Source organism: Cecembia lonarensis LW9 (assembly GCF_000298295.1).
Lineage (GTDB): Bacteria > Bacteroidota > Bacteroidia > Cytophagales > Cyclobacteriaceae > Cecembia > Cecembia lonarensis.
The window spans coordinates 17,146-42,363 of sequence record NZ_AMGM01000027.1 but is presented as its reverse complement, the minus strand read 5'-3'; the positions used below and the strand labels follow the sequence as shown (position 1 = coordinate 42,363).

At 38.9% G+C, this 25,218-nt stretch carries 24 protein-coding genes; 8 read left to right on the top strand and 16 right to left on the bottom strand.

Going from position 1 to position 25,218, the window contains the following annotated elements; genetic code table 11:
- Positions 1-82: 82 nt before the first annotated feature.
- From B879_RS10050 to B879_RS10035, 4 genes are read right to left on the bottom strand one after another with little or no spacing between them, the layout of a single operon-like run.
- Positions 83-841: a phosphoglycerol geranylgeranyltransferase gene (locus B879_RS10050; RefSeq protein WP_009185066.1), complete on the bottom strand. Its 759-nt coding sequence runs from the start codon at positions 839-841 to the stop codon at positions 83-85.
- A complete protein-coding gene (locus tag B879_RS10045; RefSeq protein ID WP_009185065.1) occupies positions 831-1,205 on the bottom strand; it encodes a hypothetical protein in 375 nt (124 codons plus the stop codon). The genes B879_RS10050 and B879_RS10045 overlap by 11 nt, the downstream gene beginning before the upstream one ends.
- A gap of 4 nt (positions 1,206-1,209) precedes the next feature.
- Entirely contained in the window at positions 1,210-1,557 is a 348-nt protein-coding gene (locus tag B879_RS10040; protein WP_009185064.1) for a phage holin family protein, read from the bottom strand.
- Between the two features lie 54 nt (positions 1,558-1,611).
- The gene (locus B879_RS10035; protein WP_009185063.1) at positions 1,612-2,223 is read right to left on the bottom strand and encodes a YkgJ family cysteine cluster protein; all 612 of its coding nucleotides are present in this window, start codon (positions 2,221-2,223) and stop codon (positions 1,612-1,614) included.
- A gap of 193 nt (positions 2,224-2,416) precedes the next feature.
- Here B879_RS10035 and B879_RS10030 point away from each other — a divergent pair, with 193 nt between their 5' ends.
- The 7 genes from B879_RS10030 to B879_RS10000 all read left to right on the top strand — a co-directional run bounded on the left by B879_RS10030 (position 2,417) and on the right by B879_RS10000 (position 11,698).
- The gene (locus B879_RS10030) at positions 2,417-3,151 is read left to right on the top strand and encodes an LOG family protein (RefSeq protein ID WP_009185062.1); all 735 of its coding nucleotides are present in this window, start codon (positions 2,417-2,419) and stop codon (positions 3,149-3,151) included.
- A 2-nt stretch (positions 3,152-3,153) separates the two neighbouring features.
- A complete protein-coding gene (locus tag B879_RS10025) occupies positions 3,154-4,092 on the top strand; it encodes a lytic transglycosylase domain-containing protein (RefSeq protein WP_009185061.1) in 939 nt (312 codons plus the stop codon).
- Between the two features lie 72 nt (positions 4,093-4,164).
- Positions 4,165-5,976, top strand: a complete 1,812-nt coding sequence (locus B879_RS10020; RefSeq protein WP_009185060.1) for a DUF748 domain-containing protein — start codon at positions 4,165-4,167, stop codon at positions 5,974-5,976.
- 112 nt (positions 5,977-6,088) lie between these two features.
- Positions 6,089-8,923: an excinuclease ABC subunit UvrA gene (gene uvrA, locus B879_RS10015; RefSeq protein WP_040400422.1), complete on the top strand. Its 2,835-nt coding sequence runs from the start codon at positions 6,089-6,091 to the stop codon at positions 8,921-8,923.
- Positions 8,924-9,012: 89 nt separating this feature from the next.
- A complete protein-coding gene (locus B879_RS10010) occupies positions 9,013-10,065 on the top strand; it encodes a sensor histidine kinase (protein WP_009185058.1) in 1,053 nt (350 codons plus the stop codon).
- Between the two features lie 12 nt (positions 10,066-10,077).
- Positions 10,078-10,815: a LytR/AlgR family response regulator transcription factor gene (locus B879_RS10005; protein ID WP_009185057.1), complete on the top strand. Its 738-nt coding sequence runs from the start codon at positions 10,078-10,080 to the stop codon at positions 10,813-10,815.
- Between the two features lie 127 nt (positions 10,816-10,942).
- Positions 10,943-11,698, top strand: coding sequence for a LytR/AlgR family response regulator transcription factor (locus tag B879_RS10000; RefSeq protein ID WP_009185056.1), 756 nt, complete (start codon positions 10,943-10,945; stop codon positions 11,696-11,698).
- A 68-nt stretch (positions 11,699-11,766) separates the two neighbouring features.
- Here B879_RS10000 and B879_RS09995 read toward each other — a convergent pair whose 3' ends face one another.
- The 11 genes from B879_RS09995 to rfbC all read right to left on the bottom strand — a co-directional run bounded on the left by B879_RS09995 (position 11,767) and on the right by rfbC (position 22,446).
- On the bottom strand, positions 11,767-12,063 hold the full coding sequence (locus tag B879_RS09995; protein ID WP_238542116.1) for a hypothetical protein: 297 nt from the start codon (positions 12,061-12,063) through the stop codon (positions 11,767-11,769).
- Between the two features lie 338 nt (positions 12,064-12,401).
- Positions 12,402-12,698 (bottom strand): hypothetical protein, encoded by a 297-nt coding sequence (locus B879_RS09990; RefSeq protein ID WP_009185054.1) that lies wholly within the window; start codon positions 12,696-12,698, stop codon positions 12,402-12,404.
- 162 nt (positions 12,699-12,860) lie between these two features.
- Complete coding sequence (locus B879_RS09985) at positions 12,861-14,207, bottom strand: PhoH family protein (RefSeq protein WP_009185053.1); 1,347 nt, start codon at positions 14,205-14,207, stop codon at positions 12,861-12,863.
- 608 nt (positions 14,208-14,815) lie between these two features.
- Entirely contained in the window at positions 14,816-16,063 is a 1,248-nt protein-coding gene (locus B879_RS09980; RefSeq protein ID WP_040400419.1) for a pyridoxal-dependent decarboxylase, read from the bottom strand.
- 23 nt (positions 16,064-16,086) lie between these two features.
- On the bottom strand, positions 16,087-16,827 hold the full coding sequence (locus tag B879_RS09975; RefSeq protein WP_009185051.1) for a shikimate dehydrogenase family protein: 741 nt from the start codon (positions 16,825-16,827) through the stop codon (positions 16,087-16,089).
- Positions 16,824-17,759, bottom strand: a complete 936-nt coding sequence (locus tag B879_RS09970) for a polyprenyl-phosphate transporter (protein ID WP_009185050.1) — start codon at positions 17,757-17,759, stop codon at positions 16,824-16,826. The genes B879_RS09975 and B879_RS09970 overlap by 4 nt, the downstream gene beginning before the upstream one ends.
- A gap of 53 nt (positions 17,760-17,812) precedes the next feature.
- Positions 17,813-18,583 carry a phosphosulfolactate synthase gene (locus B879_RS09965; RefSeq protein ID WP_009185049.1) on the bottom strand — a complete coding sequence of 257 codons (771 nt, stop codon included), beginning with the start codon at positions 18,581-18,583 and terminating at the stop codon, positions 17,813-17,815.
- A gap of 31 nt (positions 18,584-18,614) precedes the next feature.
- Positions 18,615-20,030 carry a tetratricopeptide repeat protein gene (locus B879_RS09960; protein WP_009185048.1) on the bottom strand — a complete coding sequence of 472 codons (1,416 nt, stop codon included), beginning with the start codon at positions 20,028-20,030 and terminating at the stop codon, positions 18,615-18,617.
- A gap of 140 nt (positions 20,031-20,170) precedes the next feature.
- Positions 20,171-21,136 (bottom strand): NAD-dependent epimerase/dehydratase family protein, encoded by a 966-nt coding sequence (locus B879_RS09955; protein WP_009185047.1) that lies wholly within the window; start codon positions 21,134-21,136, stop codon positions 20,171-20,173.
- Positions 21,133-21,882, bottom strand: coding sequence for a tyrosine-protein phosphatase (locus B879_RS09950; protein ID WP_009185046.1), 750 nt, complete (start codon positions 21,880-21,882; stop codon positions 21,133-21,135). The genes B879_RS09955 and B879_RS09950 overlap by 4 nt, the downstream gene beginning before the upstream one ends.
- Positions 21,883-21,894: 12 nt before the next feature.
- Positions 21,895-22,446, bottom strand: a complete 552-nt coding sequence (gene rfbC / locus B879_RS09945) for a dTDP-4-dehydrorhamnose 3,5-epimerase (protein ID WP_009185045.1) — start codon at positions 22,444-22,446, stop codon at positions 21,895-21,897.
- Positions 22,447-22,557: 111 nt separating this feature from the next.
- On the opposite strand from rfbC, the gene hflX reads away from it, so the two are divergent.
- Entirely contained in the window at positions 22,558-23,820 is a 1,263-nt protein-coding gene (hflX, locus tag B879_RS09940) for a GTPase HflX (protein ID WP_009185044.1), read from the top strand.
- A 4-nt stretch (positions 23,821-23,824) separates the two neighbouring features.
- On the opposite strand, the gene B879_RS09935 is transcribed toward hflX, so the two are convergent.
- On the bottom strand, positions 23,825-25,207 hold the full coding sequence (locus tag B879_RS09935; protein ID WP_009185043.1) for a methyltransferase RsmF C-terminal domain-like protein: 1,383 nt from the start codon (positions 25,205-25,207) through the stop codon (positions 23,825-23,827).
- Positions 25,208-25,218: the final 11 nt, after the last annotated feature.

Below are 25,218 nucleotides of genomic sequence, written 5' to 3'. Positions count from 1 at the left end.
GGAACCTTTGGCGGGGAATTTTAATGTTGATCATTTGAAAAATGATAGATCAAAATGGCTAAAACCTGAAGTTTTAGCCATTTTAATTGGATAATACCCTAATGGACTCTAAAAAGTCTGAAACTTCTTTTAACAGTTTGATTGATTTTTCTGCTCCATTTCCAATAACTACAATGTCTGCTCCGGCCAAATAGGCTTGTCGAATTTTTTCTATATTATTCAAGCCTCCCCCTACCAAAAGTGGTGCAGCAATTCGCTTTTTCATGGCTTTTATGATTTTGGGATTTACTGGTTCTGCAGCTCCTGAGCCTGCATCCAAATAAAAATATTTAAGTCCTAGATAATAACCTGCCAAGGCGGTGGCTACAGTAAGTTCCGGACTGTGGTTGGGTAGGGGAATGGTCTGACTCATGTAATGAACACTGGTTCTTTTTCCCCCATCGATTAATAGGTACCCCGTCGGTAACACTTCAATATTGCTTTTTTCAATAAGGGGGGCTACGGCTACGTGTTGACCAATCAACAGATCAGGGTTTCTGCCTGATATTAAGGAAAGAAAGAGTAAAGCGTCTGCATTGGGGGAGAATTGTAGTGCATTGCCAGGGAAAATGACAATTGGAAGATGTGGTACATTTTCCCTTATCATTTTTATCAGTTCAGTGACATTATCTTGTTGAATGAGGCTCCCGCCTATAAAAATAAAATCAACTTTTAAGTCTTGAATTTCTTTTAGTTTTTCAGGAAGTAATTCATCCCAATCATCTGGATCAATCAACCAAGCCAGTCCCTTTTGTCCGGACTTGTAAATGGTTTGAATTCCAGAAGCAACTTCACCCTTCATTTTCACCCGAATTGGAATCTTCCTCTTTTAATTTTTTCATGAACTGTTCTTGGCCATATTGTATCGCGATTGGAAGAACGACTGCCGCCAACCTTCCCAAAAAGCCAGGTTCAGATTTCTTGGTTAGTTTTTCCGTTATCTCTTCATCCAAAAGTCCTTCCCTTTCTAAGACCTGAAGTACTTTTTCAGTTTTTTTGTTTTTTTTACCCCCAAGAAGTCTTACAGCTAAAAAAGCCAAAGCACCTCCAGCAAGTACTGCCCCACCTACTTTTACCCAATCTTCAGATTCTTTTTTGACCAAAGATAATTGCATTTCCAGGGTTTGCTCCAGCTCTTCTGCTTTCTTTTTCAAAGTATCGCTCATGGTTTCAATCTTCTTTTTTTCTTCCAAAAACAAACATTTTCAGGAACTGCTGAAAGGAATTGACAATCCCTTTAGCATCCTTTAGGAAATACATCAATATAAAAACCAAAAGATAAAGCAGTCCGACATACAAGAACCCCTTGTAGGGTGAATACATCAATTCACCCAGATAAAAGGCAAGAGAAAAGCTAAAAAATAGGATAATCATCACAGAGACAGTGGCCATCAACAGCAACAAAAAAATTCTGGCCATGACACCAGCTATCTGCTCGTTGATTTCCTCCTTGATCATTTGAACCCTCACATCAATCAGTTGCTTGATGGTTTGGATAATTTCTGAGACATTGAACATAAAAAACCTAAGTTTTGGTGAATAATAAGCCTAATATACGTTAAAAAGCTGGCATCAAAAACTTTCAGGAATCTCAGGTTCTTGGTTTTCGCTGTAATATTTAAAGCTTAAAACAGCCTCTATGGCTTTTTTTATGGCCTGATTGATGGGCATTTGATCAGCGGTTAACTGAAAATCAATATTGTACAATTGGGTATAAGCTCCGCTGCTGGAGGGGATGGTCATATCCACGTTGACGGCTTTGGATGCTTCATCATATAAACCTTTTTTACCCTCTTTGATTTTTTTGCAGGTAATGATTTCCTTTTTGCCTTCCTTATTCTTTCTGGAAGCAGATCCAAAAAGCCTACAGATCATTCCCCTATTGTTATAATCCGAACAAAACCCTAAAGCATTGTCATGGGACATGGATTTGTAAAGGATACAGTAACCACCGTCTCCTTTTTCTTCAAGGAGTTCTAAAGCCTTTTCAGCTTTTCCTTTTTCGTACAAGTCAAATGCCAAGGGTAGAAATTCCAATACAGAAGCACTCACTTTTGGATTGGAACAACAAAAACCACATCCTGGAATACAGGATAACTTACTGGCCTCGATAAAGGCCTTAATTTCCACATCCAAGTCATCAAAAACCCTTCTGACCTCTTGGTATTTTTCTTGAAGATTCATACTCCTGAAATAAAAGCCTGCGAAGGTAAAAAGAGTTCATAATCAAAACAATAGGTAAAGTCCGATTGTCTTTAAAAATTCCGCTTAGGATTTATTCCCAACCACTTTTCCATTTGGCTCGTTATTGTTTTATCTTTGCGCGCTTAAAAAGTATTTTTAGGCAGAAAATCTTTTCATTTAATCCATTTTAGCTATGAGCAGTAGGTTTGACAATTTTGAACACAAGAGAGAAGAGAAAATCAGGAAGGCTTTCAAGGAGAGAGATTGGAATGAAATCAAAAGCACCGATTCTTGGGTAATCTTTAAAGTAATATCAGAGTTTGTAGAAGGATTTGAGAAACTGGGCAAAATAGGCCCCTGTGTTTCTTTATTTGGTTCGGCCAGGACACCAGAAAATCACCCGCATTATATAATGGCAGAAGAAATTTCGGCCAAACTTGTCAGGCATGGTTATGGTGTCATTACAGGAGGAGGTCCTGGCATTATGGAAGCAGCTAACAAAGGAGCTAATTCTGAGAATGGAAAATCTGTGGGCCTATGTATCAAATTGCCATTTGAGGCAAAAGGAAACATTTACATTGATCCTGATAAATTGATAAGTTTTGACTATTTTTTCGTTAGAAAAGTAATGTTTACCAAATACTCTCAGGGCTTCGTGGTTTTACCGGGAGGTTTTGGGACTTTGGATGAGCTTTTTGAGGCTTTGACACTGATACAAACCATCAAAATAGGGAGATTTCCTATTGTTCTTGTTGGCAAAGAGTTTTGGGGAGGTCTTTTGGATTGGATCAAAAGCACCTTACTAGAACAGCATGCTTATATCAATGAAGAAGACTTGGATCTTTTCTATGTGGTGGATGATGCCACAGAGGCAGTGAAGGTCATCGATGAGTTCTACAGTAAATATTTATTGACACCAAATTATTAAAATTGAGAAGATACCACCTATTTATCCTCTATGGCTTAATCGTCGTACTTTTTGGTGCGGTGACTTTTTTATGGAATCATCATAAAGTGACATTAACTGACCAAGTGTTTGTTGCCTCCGCTGAAGGCGATCGGGTGCAGTTGATGTTGCCTGATCCCAAAGTAAGGATTTTTGAAATTCCTGATAAAATTACATTTGCCGGAGAGCAGGTGCCTTTACAGAAATCAGACGTGTTCGAACGATTCGAACGTGAGATATATGTCAATGCCTATTGGCAGTCCAATATGATTCTTATGATGAAAAGGTCTGCCAAATACCTTCCTACGATAGAGAAAATTCTTAGGGAGCAAAATATACCAGATGATTTCAAATATTTGGTAGCAGCTGAGTCAGGCTTTATGAATGTAGTTTCTCCTGCTGGGGCAAGGGGTTTTTGGCAATTAATGCCGGCTACTGCTAAAGAGTACGGACTTGAGGTAAACAATGATGTGGACGAACGCTACCATCTGGAAAAGTCTACCATAGCTGCATGTAAATACATTAAGTCAGCCTATGCCAATTTTGGTAATTGGACTTCTGTTGCAGCGAGTTATAACATGGGAGTTGCTGGTCTGAAAAGAAGGAAAGATGAGCAGAAGTTTCAGCAATATTATGACCTTTTTCTGAATGATGAGACCAGCAGGTATATTTTCCGGATTTTGGCATTCAAGGTGATTTTTGAGAATCCGGAGAAGTATGGTTTTGAACTAGAAAAGAAAGATTACTACCAGGAACCTATGTTCAGGGAGCTTAAAGTAATGCAATCTATTCCAAGTTTGGCACAATGGGCCTTACGTCACAATAGCAGTTATAAGGAAGTGAAAACCCATAATCCTTGGCTACGGTCTACGAAGCTTTCTGTGGGCAAGAACAAGGAATATTTCATCAAACTTCCTATTTGATTAAAAATACCTGATTATCAGATTAAAAAGTCCTTATTTTTTTAGATATTAATTCCCTCTAAACCGAGGGGTATGAAAAAACTTTTATTTTGGTTAGTCGGAGCGATTTTATTTTTCCTGCTTCTTTTGAAGGGTGTTCCCTATTTGATGAATCTTTATCTCAGTGCGAATGCAGACAGGATTGTTTCCAGCTTAATCACAAGAACAAATCTTTTTGGTGATCATCAAGTGAGTTTTGGGGATATCCATTTGAATTATAATTATTCGGGCACTTATCTTAAAATCCGGGATATCAAAGTAAGCCCTTCTGTGGGATTAGGTGATGAGTTTGTAAAGGTGGATCTTTCGATAGACGAATTAGACATTACAGGATTCAAGTGGACTAATTATCTCTTGAAAAACTCCATTTTGGTAGATTCTGCTAAAATCGACCAAATCAAACTGGTTTCATTCAGTCCGCCACTGGATTCATTACAGGCTCGCTCCTCTTCCCGTCGGCCTCCCTCCCAAACCAAAGGCAAGGATTATGAATTGATTGCTGTCAATAATTTTGATTTGGAGAATCTTTCTATTGAATTATACAATAATCTTCATGATTCGGTGAGGGTTCAGCTGAAAGACATGTATTTACAGGTCCAAGGATTTAAACTAACTAAGGAGGATATTGAAAATCCCCAGGCCTTGTTTCATGTGGATAATGTTTCAGGAAGTATTGGAGAAGCGGCCTTCCATTTTGACAGGTTTAGGCAATATGCCCTGGTCAAAGAAATTGTAATGGATACAGAGTTAAGGAAGATGAACTTTGGCTATATCGCATTGCTCAATAAACAGGGAAAATATACCTATACATCACAATTCCCCGAAAGGCAATCTTGGACAAAGATAGACAGTGCCCAGATGGAGATAAGAGGCTTTCATTTTGGGGACTTTTTGGGAAGGGGCATCATCGAGATAGATACTATTTTTACCTTTGATCCTAGGGTGGAAATATTTGTGGATAAAAGAAAGCCTGAGAATAAGGATAAAAGGCCGCAAATGATCCAAGCGCTTTTTTCCAACCTAAGACAGGTCATTCATGTGGACCATAGCTTTATCAGAAATGGGTATATTCTGATCGAAGAAAGGCCCAATAACCAATCTCCCAGGTCAGGGATGTTGTACATTTCTGATTTGAATGCCCATGTCATCAATATTTCAAATTATGTGGAAAGAAGGGGAGAAAATAAACTGTTGCGACTAGAGGGTGAAGGCTTGTTGATGGGTCAAGGTCTGATCAATTTATTAGCACAATATGACTTGGAAAGTGAAAAGGGTGACTTCACACTCAAAGGCTCTCTAGAAAAAATGGATTTGAGGCTTTTGGACCCTATGATTAAGCCACAGGCCCATGTCAGTATCGAGTCAGGAAAGGTAAACAGTGTTAAATTTGATATTTTGGGTAATGATTTTGATGGGACTGGCAAGTTAACAGTGTTGTATGAGGATCTGGAGGTGGTTTTGTTAAATGCTGACCTTGACGTGGATAATAATTTTTTTAGAAGAATAGGTTCATTTTTAGCAAATAAGCTGATCATTAAGTCCAATAACCCTAAAAAAAATGGGGAAGTGGTAGATGGATCTGTTTATTACATTCGGGACACGAATAAGTCCATGTTTGCCTATTGGTGGCAACTTATTTTTTCTGGTTTAAAGTCCACACTGACTGGAGAGGACCTGGAAAAGCTGAAGGTTAAAGAACAAGAGCGACATGGGTTAAGCACTGGACAAAAGTCAGGGGCTATATCGCTTATTGGGGGTATAAAGTCCGATCAACCCAAGCAAGAGGAACAATTAAGCAGAAAAGAAAGAAGGGAAGAGAGAAGGCAAAGTAAAAACCAGGAATAAACTTTTATTTCAAAACTTTGCCCCTCTTTTGTGGTTTTAAAGCTGGAAACCACTTAGGATTCCCTCAGTTAAATTCATATTTTTGCAGGCTTAAGAAATGCAAACCTCCTCCATGTCAGAGCTGTCAGTTGAGAAAAAAGAAGAGTTGATTGAAATTTTTGGGGCCAGAGAACATAACCTGAAAAATATTGATCTCGTAATACCTAGGAATAAACTTGTAGTAATTACAGGTCTCAGTGGTAGTGGGAAGAGTTCGCTGGCTTTTGATACCATTTATGCGGAAGGCCAGCGCCGGTATATGGAGAGTTTTTCGGCTTATGCCCGTTCTTTTTTAGGCGGGATGGAAAGGCCTGATGTGGATAAAATCAACGGGCTGTCTCCGGTAATTTCTATAGAACAAAAGACGACCTCAAAAAATCCTAGGTCCACCGTCGGTACTGTGACTGAAATTTATGATTTCATGCGTTTGCTTTTTGCCAGGGCAGGAGAAGCATATTCTTACCTGAGCGGCCACAAAATGATAAGGCAAACGGAAGATCAGATCATTGAGCAGCTTTTCGATAAATTCAAAGGAGAAAAGTTGTACATCCTCGCCCCAGTAGTTAAAGGAAGGAAAGGACATTACCGAGAGCTGTTTGAGCAGGTCCGGAAAATGGGGTTTTCCAAAATCAGGGTAGACGGAGTAGTTATGGAAGTAGTTCCCAAAATGCAGGTGGACCGGTATAAAATCCACGATATCGAGATTGTAGTAGACAGAATTATTGCGGATGAAGAAGACCGGTACAGGATAAGTCAATCTTTGAAAACAGCTCTTCATCACGGTAAGGGAATAATCATGTTGAGAGATGAAGAAGGAAATATTCACCATTTTTCGAAATACCTCATGGATCCCAGCACTGGACTTTCTTACGATGAACCAGCACCGAACACTTTTTCCTTTAATAGTCCCTATGGGGCATGCCCCAGTTGTAATGGATTGGGTGTGATAGAAGAAATTACCAAAGAAAACATCATTCCAGATCCGAACCTGAGTATCACGAGAGGTGGAATTGCCCCATTGGGAGAGTACAGGGATATTTGGATATTCAAAAAAATTGAGGCAATTCTAAAGCATTATAAATGTAGCATCAGTACCCCTATTGCCAAATTACCGGAAGAAGTGGTCAATGTGTTGTTATATGGGGACAAAGTAGAAGTGGCTGTGGATTCTGTAAAATATCCGGGAACACAGTGGCATACTACTTTTGAGGGCATCATCAACTTTCTTCAAAAACAGCAGGAGGGAAGTTCAGATAAAATCCAGGATTGGATCAGCGAATTTACGACCACCAAAACTTGTCCGGATTGTGAGGGTTTCCGGTTAAAAAAAGAAGCACTTCACTTCAAAATTGATGAAAAACACATTGGGCATTTGGCCATGATGGATATCAATACCCTAGGGGTGTGGTTTAAGGATCTTGAAGAAAGGTTATCCGATAGACAACAAGTTATCGCCCGTGAGGTGTTAAAGGAAATCCGCAAGCGTATTGGTTTTTTGCTGGATATAGGGTTGGATTATCTGTCACTCAACAGACCTTTGAGAACGCTGTCAGGGGGAGAAGCCCAGCGCATTCGTTTGGCTACTCAGATAGGCACCCAATTGGTAGGTGTACTTTATATTTTGGATGAGCCAAGTATTGGGTTACATCAAAGAGACAATGTTAAATTAATCAAGGCTTTACAGGATTTAAGGGATTTGGGAAATTCTGTCTTGGTAGTGGAGCATGATAAGGACATGATGATGGAAGCCGATTATGTGGTTGATATTGGGCCTGGAGCCGGACGGCATGGCGGCCAAATTGTGGCTGCAGGAACACCTAAGGAAATTCTCAAAAAGGGCAGCACCACGGCGCAATACCTTTCTGGAAGATTGAAAATCAAGGTTCCTGAGAAGAGGAGAAATGGTTCCGGTAATATCTTGGCTTTGTGGGGAGCTGCTGGTCACAATCTAAAAAATATTGACCTTGAGCTACCCTTGGGAAAAATGATTTGTGTTACAGGAGTTTCTGGTTCAGGGAAAAGCTCACTGATTCATGAGACTTTGTTTCCACTGCTCAACCAACATTTTTATCGCTCCAAGAAGGAGCCCCTTGCTTATAAGGAAATAAATGGGTTGGAGTATTTAGACAAAGTGATCGAGGTAGACCAATCTCCTATTGGCAGAACACCTAGATCAAACCCAGCTACCTACACAGGCGTTTTCACCGACATCAGAGCCCTATTTACTGAACTCCCTGAAGCAAAAATCAGAGGATATAAAGCCGGGCGATTCAGTTTCAATGTAAAAGGAGGCAGATGTGAAGATTGTGAGGGAGCAGGCATGAAGCTTATAGAGATGGATTTTTTGCCAGATGTGCATATTCCTTGTGAGACCTGTAAAGGGAAGCGTTATAACAGAGAGACTTTGGAAGTAAGGTTCAAGGGTAAATCCATATCTGATGTTTTGGATATGACAGTGGAGCAGGCTGTAGATTTTTTTGAGCATCAACCCAAAATTTTAAGAAAGATAAAGACTTTGAATGATGTAGGTTTGGGTTACATTACCTTAGGTCAGCATGCCACTACTTTATCAGGGGGGGAAGCCCAAAGGGTTAAGCTGGCCACCGAGCTTTCAAAAAAAGATACTGGTAAAACATTCTATATTTTGGATGAGCCTTCCACTGGCTTACACTTTAAGGATATTGAGCACCTGCTTGATGTCTTGAATAGGTTGGTAGATAAAGGGAACACAGTCTTGATTATCGAGCACAATTTGGATATTATCAAGGTGGCGGACCATATCATTGATTTAGGTCCAGAGGGAGGAGACCAGGGAGGTCAGATTGTGGTGGAGGGCACACCGGAAAAAGTCATGGACCATAAGAGCAGCCATACCGCCAAATTTCTTAAAATGGAATTAGGCCAGTAGGCTTGATTAACCTATCATTGCTGATATATCGCCCTGCTGTAAAATATATAGGAGGTGTTCGTAGCGGTTGATTATATTTGAGGTTAGCCATGAACAGGATACGTTTATATTGGAGTTTGCAGGTACTGGGTTGGTCGAGTTTTGCCTTGATCAACTTATTTTTCGTGTCCTTGGATAGGGGGCTGTCACCTGTGCAGGTTGGTGCTTTTACATCGCTTTCAGCATTTTATTTAATATCTACCCATTTTTTTCGAAATATTGTCAAGAAATATGGATGGTTAAACCTTAGCTTCAATAGACTTTTGGTCAACACCCTTCTTGCATTAACGGTGCTGAGCGTGTTGAACATGATTTCGCAGATTATCATTAACCTTATTTTTGACACCTTAGATCCAGAGGTTGATTTCCGACCCTTGGTAATTTCTGTCAATATTTTTGTCAGCTTTCTTTTTTATTCGCTTTGGTCAATGTTGTATTTCCTTTTCCATTTTTTGGATAATTATAACCAGAGTTTGAAATATCAGGCCATGATCAATGAAATTCAATTGAATCATTTAAAAAGTCAGCTGAATCCACATTTTATTTTCAACGCTCTGAATTCTGTTAGGGCCTTGGTAGATGAAGATCCCAAGAAGGCAAAACTGGCCATCACCCAGTTATCCAATATATTGAGATTTTCCCTGATGATGGATAAAAAGAGGACCATTGATTTTGAAAACGAAATCAATACCGTAAAGGATTACCTGAACTTGGAGTCTATCCGATTTGAAGAAAGGCTAACGGTAAGGTATGATATAGAACCTGCTGCTTTTGACTTTAAAGTTCCTCCCATGATGCTTCAGACCATTGTAGAAAATGCAATCAAACATGGTATTTCCAACAGGTTGAAAGGTGGTGTGATCGAGGTCAAGTGCTATGAAGGTATCACAGATGACCTTGTCATACAGGTAAAAAACAGTGGCCAGTTAAAGCCCAATGCATTCAATAAGAAAAGAGATGGTGAAGGGCATGGAGTGAGCAATACGATTCAACGTTTGAAACTGATTTATGGCAACAGGGCTTCCTTTAGGATCTATAATGAAGGAGGTGATTTTGTCATTACTGAGATAAAAATTCCAAAACAAAGCCTTACCTTAGGTTAAAATTACGATAAAATGAGAGCACTTGTAATTGATGATGAAAGATTAGCCAGAAAAGAGCTGATCAACCTTCTTTCCCAATTTGACCAAGTTGAAGTGATTGGTGAAGCCAATAATGTAGATGATGCAAAAGAGAAAATAGAGGCACTCTCTCCTGATGTTGTCTTTTTGGATATTCAAATGCCGGAAAAAACAGGGTTTGATCTTTTAGAAGAACTGGACAATGTACCCCATGTAATATTTACCACTGCCTATGATGAATATGCCCTTAAGGCTTTTCAAGTGAATGCATTGGATTACCTGCTAAAGCCTGTGGAGCAAAAGCGCTTGGGAGAGGCCATAGAGAGATTACAAAAAAAGCTGAGTGAATCTGCTGCCAAGCATGAAAGTGCTACATCAGCCTTACAAGGTAATAAATTAGGACTGGATGATCAGGTTTTCGTCAAGGATGGTGACCGTTGCTGGTTTGTAAAACTGTCTAATGTCAGGCTTTTTGAATCCGATGGTAATTATATCAAGGTATATTTTGATAATAATAAGCCTATGATTCATAAATCCTTGAATGCATTGGATGAGAGGCTTGATGAAAAATCATTTTTCAGGGCAAGTAGAAAACACATCATCAATTTGAGTTGGGTAGAAGCCATAGAGCCTTGGTTTAATGGAGGTTTGGTGGTGACACTAAAGGGGGGGGACAGGATAGAAGTAAGTCGTAGGCAGGCTGCGAGGTTCAAGGATATGATGAGTTTGTAAGGAAAGGATCGAAAAGCGGTAAAAAATAAAATGCATTTATTTGATTGTAAAAGTTAAATTTTGTAAATAGGCATGTACAAAATAAACACGCTGGATTTTAAATGATTTTATTTTCCAAAAAGAATCTATGAAAGAGGAAAGAATTTTAATCGTTGAGGACGATGTTAACATTGCGGAGAATATTGAGGAGATTTTAGAACTTTTAGGGTATGTTAACATTGATATAGCCAATTCGGCTAATCAGGCCATCAAAGTCATCAAAAAGTATAAGCCTGATTTGGTATTCATGGACATCAAGCTAAAAGGGGATAAAGATGGGATCGAGTTGGGTGAGATCATCAAGCAGATGATTGAAGTTCCTTTGGTGTATGTTACTTCTTACAGTGATCCGACCATTATCGAAAGGGCCAAAAGAATCAACCCTGCAGGATTTATTGTGAAGCCATTTAATACCAATGATATCCATGCCATAGTAGAGATTGTTCTTTACAACAAAAGAACCAAGCCTACTATGGAGGCTGTAGCCACGAAATCCAAAGATGATAGCCCATACTTGGTAACTGATGCTGTTTTTATCAAAGCCGACAATGCTTACGAGCGTGTTCCTTACACGGACATTTATTATGTGGAGGCAAATGGGAATATGGTAACCATTTTTACCAAAAACAGAAATTACACCATTAGGAAATCCATGAAGGATATGGAAGAAAAGTTACCTTCTCATCTTTTCCTTCGTGTGCAGAAGTCCTTTATTGTGCAACTGGGTCAGATAGAGAGCTTTAGTACAAAAGATATAAACCTGATGTCAGGGGCAGTGGTCCAGGTAGGAAGGCAGTATTATAACAGCTTCCTTGCTAAACTGAATACCATTACAGAAAGTTGATCAAGAAAAAAGGTGAGTAAAACTCACCTTTTTTCTTACTTTAAAACCAAACAATCAACTAAACTTTCTTACATAAGGTAGAATTCATGCTTGCCAAATGCGGTGATGAATTTTCCTTTTTCGATACTTTCTTTGAACTTGTTTTTCAATGTTGATTTATCACCATAAAATTCGGCGACAATTACTCCATACTTATTGATGAAAGTGATGGTAGGCTGTTCTTTGACTTCCTCCATATCTATTTCAAAAAAAAGTATTGCTTCTTCGGAAACTTCATGAATTTCCTTCAATTCCATTGGAATTACCTCGTTGATGGTGTCAACTTTAGCTTCAGCGTTAGCGCTCCATAAGATTGTCAATGCCATAATTAAGCCTAAAAAGGCACAGACATTTTTTTGAGTTAAAATAATAGTTGGTTTCATTTTTTTATTTTATTTTGTTTTGTTCAATACTTCCATTTCTTATGATATGCCAAAATCCAGTCCAAAATTGTAAGTAATTGAATAACAGATAGATAATAAATATAATTGTTGTTCCATTGTTCGTTTACGTACAGTTTGTTTTTAATTTTGACACACTAAATCAGATGATTTAAACTCAAAAAAGGTTGCGTTGGTTCAGAATAAAAATAAAAAATCGGTAGAATATCAAAATATCCTACCGATTTTATTCTAAATCAAGCTATCTAACGGTTGATTATTTTTTAATCGACCAGATAGAAATGGTGATCCTCATGTTTTAGTATGAAGGTAGATTTTCCCAAAGTTTCGGAGAATTTGGTTTTAAGCATTGATTTATCACCATAAAATTGGGCTATAACTTCACCATATTTATTGATGAGGGTAACAGTTGGATTTTTTTCAATTTCTTGGATTTCAAGTACAATTTCAGGTAAAACCTCATCATAAGGGTTCATGTCAGATTTTTTGTTTGCATAGGCATTTCCTACCAGAACAAATGCTAAAAGCAACATCGTAATTTTCAACACATTGGTTTTCATGATTTCTAAATTTTCAAGTATCTACTAAATAAATTTTAAGTCCTGTTTTGAGATTAATTTTAGAGAAGATACGGGACCGGCTGAAAGAAGTTGCAAAAATAAAAAATAAAAATCCGATAGAAATTTAAAATTTTCTATCGGATGAATAAAAATAGTTTATAATTACAGAAGATCGTTTGCTAGATTGGCCAGTTCGGACCTTTCTCCTTTCTCCAGTTTGATGTGTGCATAAAGCGGATGGTCCTTGACTCTATCGATGAGATAAGATAGGCCATTACTTTGGCTGTCAAGGTAAGGGGTGTCTATTTGGAAGATGTCTCCTGTAAAAACAATCTTTGTATTTTCCCCAGCTCTGCTGATAATGGTTTTGACTTCGTGAGGGGTCAGGTTTTGTGCTTCATCCACAATGAAGAATATATTGGACAAAGAGCGGCCACGAATGTATGCCAGAGGCTGAATTACCAGTTTTTCCTGATTGACCAATTCAGAGATTTTTTGATACTCTTTGTCTGACTCTTTAAACTGGTTTTGGATAAATTTTAAATTGTCCCAAAGAGGTTCCATATAAGGATTGAGCTTAGATTTGATATCACCTGGGAGATAGCCAATATCTTTGTTACTCAATGGGACAATGGGCCTTGCCAGATAGATTTGCTTGAAATCTCTTCTTTGTTCCAAAGCACCGGCGAGTGCCAATAGTGTTTTTCCGGTTCCTGCTACGCCCTGAACGGAAACCAATTTTATTCTAGGGTTTAAGATGGCGTGAAGGGCAAAAGTTTGTTCCGCATTTTTTGGTTTAATATTATAGGCCAACTTTTTGTCTACCCTTTCCATGGTATTATCCTCAGCATTATAATAGGCCAAAACAGAGTTTTTCTCACTTTTTAAGATATAATAAGCATTGGCTTTCCTTTTACGGGTACCTAAAACATGCTTTGATTCAATGGAATGGTTTTCATACAATTTGTTGATAACAAGGGGATCAATGTTGTCCAGGATAAATTTACCGGTATTTTCAAGTTCATTGATGTTCTTGATTTTCCCTGTTTCATAATCTTCTGCATGTATATCTAAAGATTTAGCCTTTAGTCTTAAGTTGATGTCCTTGGAAACAAGGATAACTCTTCTGTTTTTTTCTGTCTGTTTTAAATGCAGGGCAGCATTAAGGATTTTATGGTCATTTTTCTCTTCCCCAAAAATGATATTGGCATTGATATTATTATCGGGATTCATAAGCACCCTGAAATTTCCTTTTGTTTTACCGTTCAAAGGAGTCCAGTTGTGAATCATGTTGTCTTTAGCAAGATTGTCCAAAAGGCGTATAAATTCTCTGGCTTCAAAGTTTTTGGTATCGTTTCCCTTTTTGAAATGGTCGAGCTCTTCCAATACAGTAATTGGAATGACCACATCATGTTCTGCAAAGTTCATGATTGAATTATGTGCATATAAGATGACTGAGGTATCCAGCACAAAAATTTTGCGGTCGTTATCGGATTTAGCTCTAGGCATAAACAATGAAATTTTAGTTACTATTAGTTAGCAATAAGTTAGAAAAATAAAAAGTACATAACCATTTTCCTAAAGGAATTTAAGAATAATTAATAAAAGGAAAATCTTATCTTTTTGATTATCAGAATGATTAAATTTTTCTGAACTTTTCAATATGAACCGGAATGAGGAGCGCGTTTATGTTTCTGCGATGCTATGTATGGCAGTTTTTTTGCTAGTTGGTTTAAAAAATACGCTGTAGAAAAACATTTCTGTTTCAGCTACAGCGTATTATTCATTTAATTAGGGCTTGCTGAAAAAGTCTCAGGTATGCCAGCCCTTCCTACTCGGTAGGCAAGTTCAAAGCGGGCGAATGAAGATGTATGCTTATACTTCGAATGAGCCCAATTTGAACCAGACAAATCGCCTGGCAGGGATGGTATGCCTGAGGCTAGCCTGAAAATTTCGAATTTTGAAATTTTCAAGTGCACGCAAATCAAACTGGATCATTTAATAAGTTTGCACCTGCTTAAAAAGACAACGCTTAGTAAATGGGATATTCATCAAAATTGGAAGAAATTTTTCTCCAATTGGCGTTTTTCAGCACGCCCTAATTAGGATTTGTTAATCTACTGTGATCTTATTTCTCCTTCTAACTCCATTAAGAAACTGTCGATGGTTCCAGGTTTAACGTGAGGCATTACGACGATTTTATACCATTCAGGCTCAAACTCATAGGAGTTGGCCACGAGGTAATATTTGTGTGCCAGTTCCTTGCTAAGGTATTTGGATTTGATGGCGATGATATTCAGGTAAGGATTTCTAAAGTAGGCCACGCCCATTCGGTCCAGTTTTTTACATATCCTTTCTGTTTTATCACAAAGCGTTTCCATCTTGTATTTCCATCCTTCAGAACCATGGATCTGGAGGATCATCCACATGGAAATGGCATTGGCTCCAGAACGACTTCCGCTGACGGTGTAATCTTTTCCGGGGATATACTGAGCTTCATTGGTTTTGACATAATCAAAATAACCTTTTCGGATAAGGAAAAGACCTGTGCCATATGGCGTTTGTAGCATCTTGTGTCCATCCGCAGTGATAGAGTTTAAATAAGGATTTTGGAATGTAAACCTGCTTGTTGTATTGGTAAAAGGGTAAATAAACCCTCCATATGCAGCATCCACATGAATTTTAAACGGGACATTCATATTGGTAAAAAAATCACCCATTAGGTCTATGTCATCCACAGATCCAAACATTGTGGTAGAAAGGTTGGCAATTACGATAAAGTATTTGACGCCATCTTCCATTGCGGCTTTGATTTTGGTTTCCAAAGACTCTTTTTTGATAATTCTGCTATCTTGCTCCACCTCTAAGATGATACTTTGTAGGTTGAGCAGGTTGCCGCCTTTGGGCATAGAATAGTGAGAGTCTTGGGAATATACCAGCCCTATTTCACCGAGCCTCGCACCATATTCTTTTTGGAAATAGTTTCTGTAAATCCACATGGCCTGAATATTAGCTTCAGTCCCGCCTGTGGCAACATAGCCATCCTGAGCATCTGGGTCTCCATTGAAGATTTCCTCTGCAACCAGCTTGATGAGTTCCTTTTCTATTTTCTGTGTGCCTTCAAAAACCTCGAGTACAGATTCCTCACTCAAGGTATGGACTCCTATATGGTTAGGATTCCTGACCATAGCAGACATATAAGGTGCATCTTTCAGAAATGGTGCATCTGGGTAAAATTCAGTAGTATCTAGATAAGTTCCAGGGATACCTAAAATAGGCCTGTCTCCTCTATAATCCAGGTTTTGGTCGAGGGCCTTAAATATATATTCTTTGATTTGTTCGTGTGATCTTTTTTTCCAGTACATAATTGTAAATAAATGGGTAGCAATTAATTCCATATTTTCCAGGCAGCTTCAGCCTGCAGGATTAACATTTCCAGTCCATTTTTTACAATTGCCCCTCTGGCTTCCAGGGAACGCATTAGGAAAGTTTTCTCGGGGTTATAAACCAGGTCATAGACCTTATGTTTTCGTGTAATGAATTCCGGATTGATATCCGGCATGGTTTCCGTATTTGGGAATGTCCCTAAAGGAGTGGTATTGATGATAAGTTGATGGTGCGAAAGAACCGATCCGTCTACATTCAATTCCTGGTAATTGATGCAATTTGTCATTCCTTCAGAAGATCTTGATACCATTTTATATTCTATATCCAAATCTTCTAAGGCCTGCCTGACGGCTTTGGAAGCCCCGCCTGTACCCAAAACCAAGGCAGCTGGCCTTTCAGCGCCAAGCCAATTTTTAAGTGAAAGTTTAAAACCTATATAATCTGTATTGAATCCTTTTAAGCTTCCATTTCGGATACGTATACAATTGACCGCGCCGATTTGCCGACAAGCTTCATCCAACTCATCCAAAAATGGGATTACTTTTTCTTTGTAAGGTATCGTTACACTTAGTCCAATTAAATCAAAGTGTTTGTCCAATAAGGCTGGGAATAAAGCAATATCTTCTATTTCATAGAGATCAAATTGGGCATCAGTAATTCCCTCCTTCTCAAATTTCTCCGAAAAGTATTTTTTGGAAAAAGAATGTCCAAGTGGATATCCGATCAATCCAAATTTTCTCATTTTCTATTGATGTAGTATGCAGTTCTTTCAATCCCAAGTACAAGAAATATTCCAAATGAAAAAGCCAGAGCAGCATATAAAATTAAGGATTCTTCACCAGTAATTTCAAGGTAACGATGGGGAAGTATGTTCTCAGTAATAAATGGTTGTTGCAGTCCTTTGGAATCCAAGCGATAAGATATCACTTCTTTCCAAGGCCAGAGTTTATTGATAGAACCTAACATAAACCCTGATAATAATCCTATGGTTACAGCCTGATAATGTTTGAGCAGCCAGGAAATCAATCGGCTGAAGGATAGTAGACCAATGATACAGCCAATAGCAAAAACCCCCAAAGTAATAATGTCTTTTTGATTGACAGCATTAAGAACTCTTTCATATTGGCCTAGAATTAACAAGAGAAAGCTTCCGGAAATGCCGGGTAAAATCATAGCACAAATGGCAATGGCACCTGCAATGAAAACAAACCATAGGGCATCAGGCGTACTTGTAGGTGGAAGACCAGTGATCAGGTAAGCTATAACAGTACCAATAAGGATAGCTATGATGACCCCCCAGCTCCACCGGCTGATATCCCTCAATATTATCAACGCTGAAATTACAATGAGTCCGCTGAAAAAGGACCATAGCGGTATGGGATAATTATCGATCAGAAAAGATATAAGCTTAGACAGAGTAAAGATGGAGGTCAGTATGCCAAGAAAAAGAATAGCTAGAAACCTGCCGTCAATATGTTTCCAAAAATCTTGGACTCTGAATCGAAAAAACAGCTTTAGGGCTGTTTTATCTATGGACTTGATACTATTCAATAGCCTTTCGTAAATACCTGTAATCAGGGCAATAGAACCACCGGATACCCCAGGAACTAGGTCAGCAGCACCCATGGACATTCCTTTCAGAAAAAGGAGTATGTAATCTTTTAATTTATACATTGGTATTATCAAACGAGCTTGCTCTCTGTGAGAGAAAAGTCCAAAGGGTTGTTTTATAAGCGATGATCACCTAAGAAATGGTCAAAGGTATCTCCCCTCAAACCTAGACGAATGGTTTCTAAAGGAATCAGCTCATTGGGCGCAATATTACCCAAATTGACATTTGCACCTAGAAGTTTAACAAACCAAACCTGTTGTTCTTTCTGTGGAGCTTCCCATATTATTTTTTCTTCTGGTATTTTGGTAAGGATTTCTTCTACCAAGCCTTGCCTCACCTCTCCTGAATCACGGAATAAACCTACGGTACCTCCCTCTCGGGCTTCTCCAATCACTTTCCAGGACCCCGCGTCCAACTCTTTTTGCATTTGTTCAATCCATTTATATGGAGGGATAATTTTAGCTGCATCTTTGGAACCTACCTCTGACAAAACGGTGACATCCTGTGAAAGTATTCGGATAAATTCACATTTTTTTTCATGGGGCAAACTGATGGATCCATCAGAAATCTCAGCAAATCTAAGATCGTATTTCTCCAATACTTTTCTATAATCATCGAATTGATCCCGGATCACGAAAGCCTCAAAAAGTGTACCGCCGAAATAGACCGGAACTCCGGCATCTTGATAAAGCTGAATTTTTTCTGCTAAGTTTTTGGTGAGGTAGGATGTTGCCCAACCCAGTTTGACAATATCCACATAATCACTATTTGCACTAAGAAAGTTATCCACTTCTCTTAAGCTTAAACCTTTGTCCATTACCATGGTGAAGCCAGTTACACGTGGTTTTTCCGTGCGTACTGGAAGATTCTTTAATACGTAATTCATTTGCTGGAATTTCGATGGGTAAACAATTCAATCAGGAAGCGTTCGAATCTTCCTTAAATTGTGCTATAATTTTGAATATGGCCTTTTGTTGTTTTATCTCAGGCATCAGTTCGTACAAAATTATATGCTTATCAAAGTTCAAAGTTAATGCATTTTCTAAATATGTAAAGGCCTCTTTGTATTTCCCAGTTTTCAGAAGATAGACCACCATTCTGTAATATAATTCAGCTTCTTCAGGAAGTTCTTCAATCCCCTCTTTGATTACATCAATGGTTTCTTCAAACCTGTTTTGATCAAAATAAATTATGGATAAATTGATGTAGGTTTCTACAATGCCAGGTTCTAGGTTGATTGCTTCTTCATAAGCTTCGGCACTGGCTTGCAAGTTGCCCAGTTGATACTCTGCATCAGCCAAGCCCACCCAGTAATTTGGATTTTCTTCTGTAAGTTTGATTGCCTTTTTAAAATAGTGAATGGCTTCAAAATACTTGGATTTTTTGAGCATACACATGCCAAGTCCAAACCAGGCATCATCATATTCAGGGTCAAGCTTTGCGGATTTTTTAAAATATTTAAAAGCCATATCAATCTGATCCAGCTTTTCGTATGCTGCTCCGAGGTAACAGCAGTTTTCAGCATTGGCACCTTCACAGTTGATGGTGTTTTGATAAGCTTCCAAGGCCTGATCGTATTGCTGGGTATTCATGTAGGCATTCCCCAAATTAAAGTAGGCAGAAGCAAAAGATTCATCGATGATGAGTGCATAATCGTACGCTTTGATAGCATCTTCGTATCGGCCCAGCCGATTGTAAACTACTCCTAAGTTGTACCAGGCTCCTGCGCTATATGGGTCTTGATCAATAAATTCCTGATAAAATTGAAGGATTTCATTAAAAGAACCATCTTCTTCTGTAATCATTGCCAATTGGAAGAGTGCATCTTCATGATTGATCCTTATTTTGACGCATTCCTTATAGTGATATATGGCCTGGTCCGTTTTGTTTTCAGATCGAAAAAGATTCCCCAAAAGGTAATGCACTTCAGCTTTGTCTTCTGCCAAAGGGAGAAAATCTGCCAACATCTCTACAGCCTCTTTTGTGCGATCGGCCATCATCATGGCGTTGGCATAGGCAAGCACAATGTCTTCATTATTAGGAGAGAGATTGTTTATCTCTTCAAGAATATCTAACCCTTCATCCAATTCATCATTAAAAATCAGACAATTGGCTTTTAATAATTTGATTTCAATACTGTAAGGAAATTTAAAAAGAGCATGTTCTGCGGCCTTAAGTGCTTTGACAAACTTCTGCTTGTCAAAATAATACCGGATTATGTCCTCTAATTCTTCTTCTTCAAAGTATAAATCCAAGTTGGATTTCAGGGAGTTTTCAAATCTTTCTACTAACTCTCTGTCTTCTTCCCAGTCATTTTCAAAATCTCCGGTCATCGGCAGTAAATTTTGTTAGATAAGATACCAAAATATTTGGTCTCTCAAAATCTAAAGATGTATTATTTTTTGTTAAATAGGTGATTTTGGGACTTGCTTGTCAGGTTTTTTTAATGTTATCACGTAACAACGAAAGCAATTTATGATTCGTTCGATTTTGCCCAAGCTAAGGTTTCAGCCAATGGCCTGTATGCAAAATCCAACATCCTGTTTACCTTACTATTGTCCATGATCAGTTCAAGTTGTGAAAGCATTGCGGTTTGACGGTTTAATGGGCTTTTGGTTAATCCCAGTTTTCTTCCAATAGTCGTAAAGAAAAGGGCAAACTCAAGCATCCAATCTTGTACTTCTTTGTTAGGGGCTTTTTTTCCAAATGCCTTGGCCATTTCCTCAAAAAAATCTTTGTAGGGTATAGCGTCACTATTTAGAATAAATCCTTCATTCCATTTTTCCGCCGTAAAAAGGCGAAGTACTAGTTCAGCAGCATCTCTGACATCAATATAATTTACCCTTCCTTTGGGATAGTAGCTATTTTCTTCCAGTACATAATTGTAAATCTGGGTACTACTTCTCTGGTCAGCAATCCTGCCCATCAGTATACTTGGATACACGATAAGCGCACTTAGGCCTTCCTGAACGCCTCGCCAGACTTCCAGATCAGCGAGATGCTTGGAGATGGCATAAGGTGTATTCCAGTTCGATTCTACCCATTTATGTTCTTCATCGATCAAATTTATCTCAGGGCTTCTTCCCAAAGCAGCAACAGAAGAAATATGAATTATTTTTGAAACTCCTGTTTCCAGCATGCTGTTGATGAGATTCTCTGTCCCTTTGGTATTCACCTGCATCAGCTTTTCTTGATCTTCTGGATTAAAAGAAACCAAACCTGCAGCATGGATAACCAAGTCTTTTCCTTCGAGACATTCTTCCAGCGCTACCACATCACTGAGATCACCTTCATGCCAAGTAATCTGGTCCTGAAGGCTTCCTAGCATAGATTTACTTGAGTTAGGCCTTATCAGCCCATGTAATTCTCCTATTGGGGCAAATGATTTTGCCAAGTGACTTCCAAAAAGACCCGTAGCCCCTGTGATTAAGATTTTCATAAGTAGCGATTGAGAATATCCATGTCCTGGATTTTTTCAAAGTATTTTGATTGTGGCAGGGTTTCCAACATGTCCAAGTACCTGTGGTTGTGACAATCCGTGCCAAATAGTTTCACCTTGTTTTCATCTATAAGCATTTCTGCAAAATGCTTGATGGGTTTGGAATAAAAGCCAGTCAAAGAAAGCAAGTTTATCTGAAAATAAATTTCACGGTCCAACAAATCCTGAAGAAATTGGGGGTCTTTGATCAGGTAATGATATCTTTCTGGATGAGCTAAGATGGGCTTATAACCATTCATTTCCATGGCAAAAAATATTTCCAACATCATTTGAGGCTTATTCATAAACCCGGTTTCGACCAGGACTAAATTATCCTTGATGGTTAATAATTCCTGTCCGGACTCTACTTTTTCAAGAAAAACTTCATCCAGGTAATATTCAGCAGCGGCATCCACCTGAATATCCATTCCTTCTTTTTGCAGGGCAAGCCTTACTTCCTCAAGTCCCAAGCGGATGATTTCAGGGGTATTTCTAAAATATTCCGTCATGATGTGCGGAGTGGTTATGATTTTCCTCAGCCCATATTCCTGCATCCTTTTGATCAATATAATGGATTCAGATAGCGTCTTAACACCATCATCAATACCAGGAATCAGATGGGAATGCATATCCACTTCCAGCCATTTAAGACTGAAATCGACAGGATTTTCCTTCTTTTGCGATTTGAATATTTCCAAAATTCCCATTTAACTCACACTTTAAACTCCTTGACGGCTTTGTTTGAGAAAAGCTTGCCAATTGGGCCATTCCCGGTCTCTATCAGACAAGGTCGGATTCGTAACCTTCCAATCGATTTGAAGATCAGCGTCATTCCATAAAATACCTCCTTCGCTCTCCTTGTGGTAATAATTTGAACACTTATAGGAAAATATTGCATCCTCAAGCACAGAAAAACCATGAGCGAAGCCTCTGGGAATATACAGCATATTATGTAGCTTTGCATCAAGGACTACACTGTAAACGTTTCCAAACGTAGGAGAGTTTATTCTTATATCCAAAACTACATCCAATACCTTTCCCGTAATGACTCTCACCAATTTAGCTTGGGCATACTCAGCCTTCTGAAAGTGAAGTCCACGCACTGTACCTGTTTTAGAAAATGATTGGTTCTCCTGAACCCAATTTTCCCTAACACCAGCATTTTCCAGTACATCTTTCCTGTATGATTCGAAAAAGTATCCTCTGCTGTCTTCCCAAACTGTTGGCAGAATTTCCAAAACGCCTTCCAGTGGTGTTTTATTAATTTTCATGCTGAATGTATGATATTAAATTCAAATATAACAGTTATTCCCGCTAGGTTGGTAAATTTACAGCATTAACAAAAAGGAACTTATTTCTTACTGCTGACCTTCAATAAGTATATGAGTAAATACTCCAGAAAACTTCAAAAATTATATGATACTGCTCCCAAGCAGGAAACAGCTGTTTTGGTAGCACTGATTCATCAAGGCCAGACAGAGCAACAGGTACAGGAATACCTGGACGAATTGGCGTTTTTGACAGAAACCTTGGGGGCCAAGACGGTGTATAAATTCACACAAAGACTTGAAAAGCCAGATGTAAGAACTTTTGTGGGTTCAGGTAAACTGGAAGAAATTCAAGCCTATGTCACACACTTTGAGGTGGATATGATCATATTTGATGATGACCTCAGCCCCTCTCAGATGCGTAATCTGGAAAATGAACTTAAAGTGAAAGTATATGACCGTTCTTTATTGATTTTGGATATTTTTCTCAATCGTGCACAAACGGCCCAGGCAAAAACCCAAGTAGAGTTAGCCAGGTTTCAGTACTTACTTCCAAGGTTGACCAGGATGTGGACTCACTTGGAAAGACAAAGAGGGGGGACAGGGACAAGAGGTGGTGCAGGTGAAAAGGAAATTGAAACCGATAAAAGGGATATTCGGAATAAAATCACCTTGCTGAAAACCAAATTGAAGGAAATCGAAAAGCAGGGGGAAACGCAAAGGAAGGGAAGAAAGGGTATTGTAAGGGTAGCCTTGGTGGGCTATACCAATGTAGGTAAAAGTACACTCATGAACCTGATTACCAAGACCAATATTCTCGCAGAGAACAAACTTTTTGCCACGGTGGACTCCACGGTAAGAAAGGTTGTGCTGGAAAATATCCCCTTCTTACTTTCTGATACCGTTGGGTTCATCCGAAAACTTCCCACCCATTTGATAGAATCTTTCAAGTCAACCCTTGATGAAATACGTGAAGCTGACCTTTTGGTGCATGTGGTGGACATTTCCCATCCGGGATTTGAAGATCATATCGCTGTGGTTAAAAGCACGCTTAATGAAATTGGGGCAGGTGATAAACCGATGCTTTTGGTATTCAATAAGATTGATTTAGTGCCTGCGATGCCAAGTGAAGAAGAAATGCATAACATGTCTGAGGTAGAATTGGAGGAGCAGCAATACCTGGATTTTGGGAAACTTTCTAAGGCCTATGAAAAGAAAACAGGGATTCCTCCAGTTTTTATGGCCGCTGAAAATGGTACTAATGTAGAAGAATTCAGGACGGTTTTGACCAAGGAAGTGAAAAAACAGCATCTGAAAATATATCCACATTACCTGGAGCGCGAAACGATTGATTTATCACAATTTGGAGAAGAATAAGGTACTATTTCATCCTTATTCTCCATTCCTTGGGGTAATAGTTATTCGTTCTGTTACCCAGGTTTTTAATCCAACCTATGGGGCTTCGTTGATAAGTGAGCAAGACCCAGCCTTCAGGAAGTCCCGTAGGTTGTATATCTTCCTTTCTTAAGTACTCCAGTGCATCTTTTTTATCCAGCTCAAACTGAGGGAAATCATTTTTCGGGAAAACACTTACTGCCCATTCATGGGTAGGAAGGAATTGATCTTTGTTAAACTTGCCCAATTCTACACCAAAATACTTGACGTTGACAAATCTGCACAGGTATTCGAAATGGGCTTTGAAACTTTCATTGAGTCGGAAATAGCTCCCATTTACACTGTAGATACTGCTATTTTCGGGTAGTCCCAGTTGACCGATCAGGTTGGTTTGCACTTGTTTGCTCTCCAGATTGATATGGGGATGTTTGAAGTCTTTGATTCTTGGTATGGCTTGGGCAAAAGCTTCCTCCGGTCTTTTTAATATGGTAATGAAGAAACCCTCTCCATCTGTCATATGTGGATAAAACCGGTATCCAAAATAGTGGGATCCTTCCACTTCTATAGTACTTTCAACGATACCCCATGAAGGGTCAAGTGGTATTCGTATTGGTTCATAGGAGAATTCAGAGCATATAAAGCGCAGCATTTCCTCATTTTCTTTTTCATTGAAAGTGCAGGTGCTGTAAATCAAATAGCCTCCTCCTTTTACCAAGCTGCCAGCTTTATCCATAATCCTTTCCTGCCGCTGGGCGCAGAGCAAAACATGATCTTCAGACCATTCCAATCGGGCATTGATGTCCTTACGGAACATGCCTTCACCGGAACAGGGTGCATCGACCAAGACCAAATCAAAGAAACCTTCCAGACCGGAAAAATGCGCTGGATCGTTCTGGGTTACCAGACAATTGCCCAATCCCCATTTAACGATATTCTCTTTGAGGATTGCAGCTCTGGATTTGATCACTTCGTTGGCTACTAAAAAGCCTTCCTGACCCAAAAAACTGCTTAACAGTGTAGATTTTCCTCCAGGTGCTGCCGCAAGATCTAGGAAAAGGCCACCCTTAGGGGCTTTGATATGTTGAAGGATATGCTCTAAGAACATGGAAGATGCTTCCTGCACATAATAGTGTCCTGCATGAAAAAGCGGGTCTAATGTAAAGGAAGGCCTTTCTGCTAAAAAGAAACCCCACTTAGACCAAGGCACTTTATTACTTGTTTGTATTTTTGAAGCCTTTTTGAAGGGGTTAAACCTGATTGATGTCACAGGTTCCTTTTCCAATGCTTGCTTGAAACTGAGGTACTCTTCCTTCCCCAGAAATTCTTTCATACGTTCTTCAAATGCTTGGGGCAGTTCTTTGGAGGACATCTTTGGCTTTT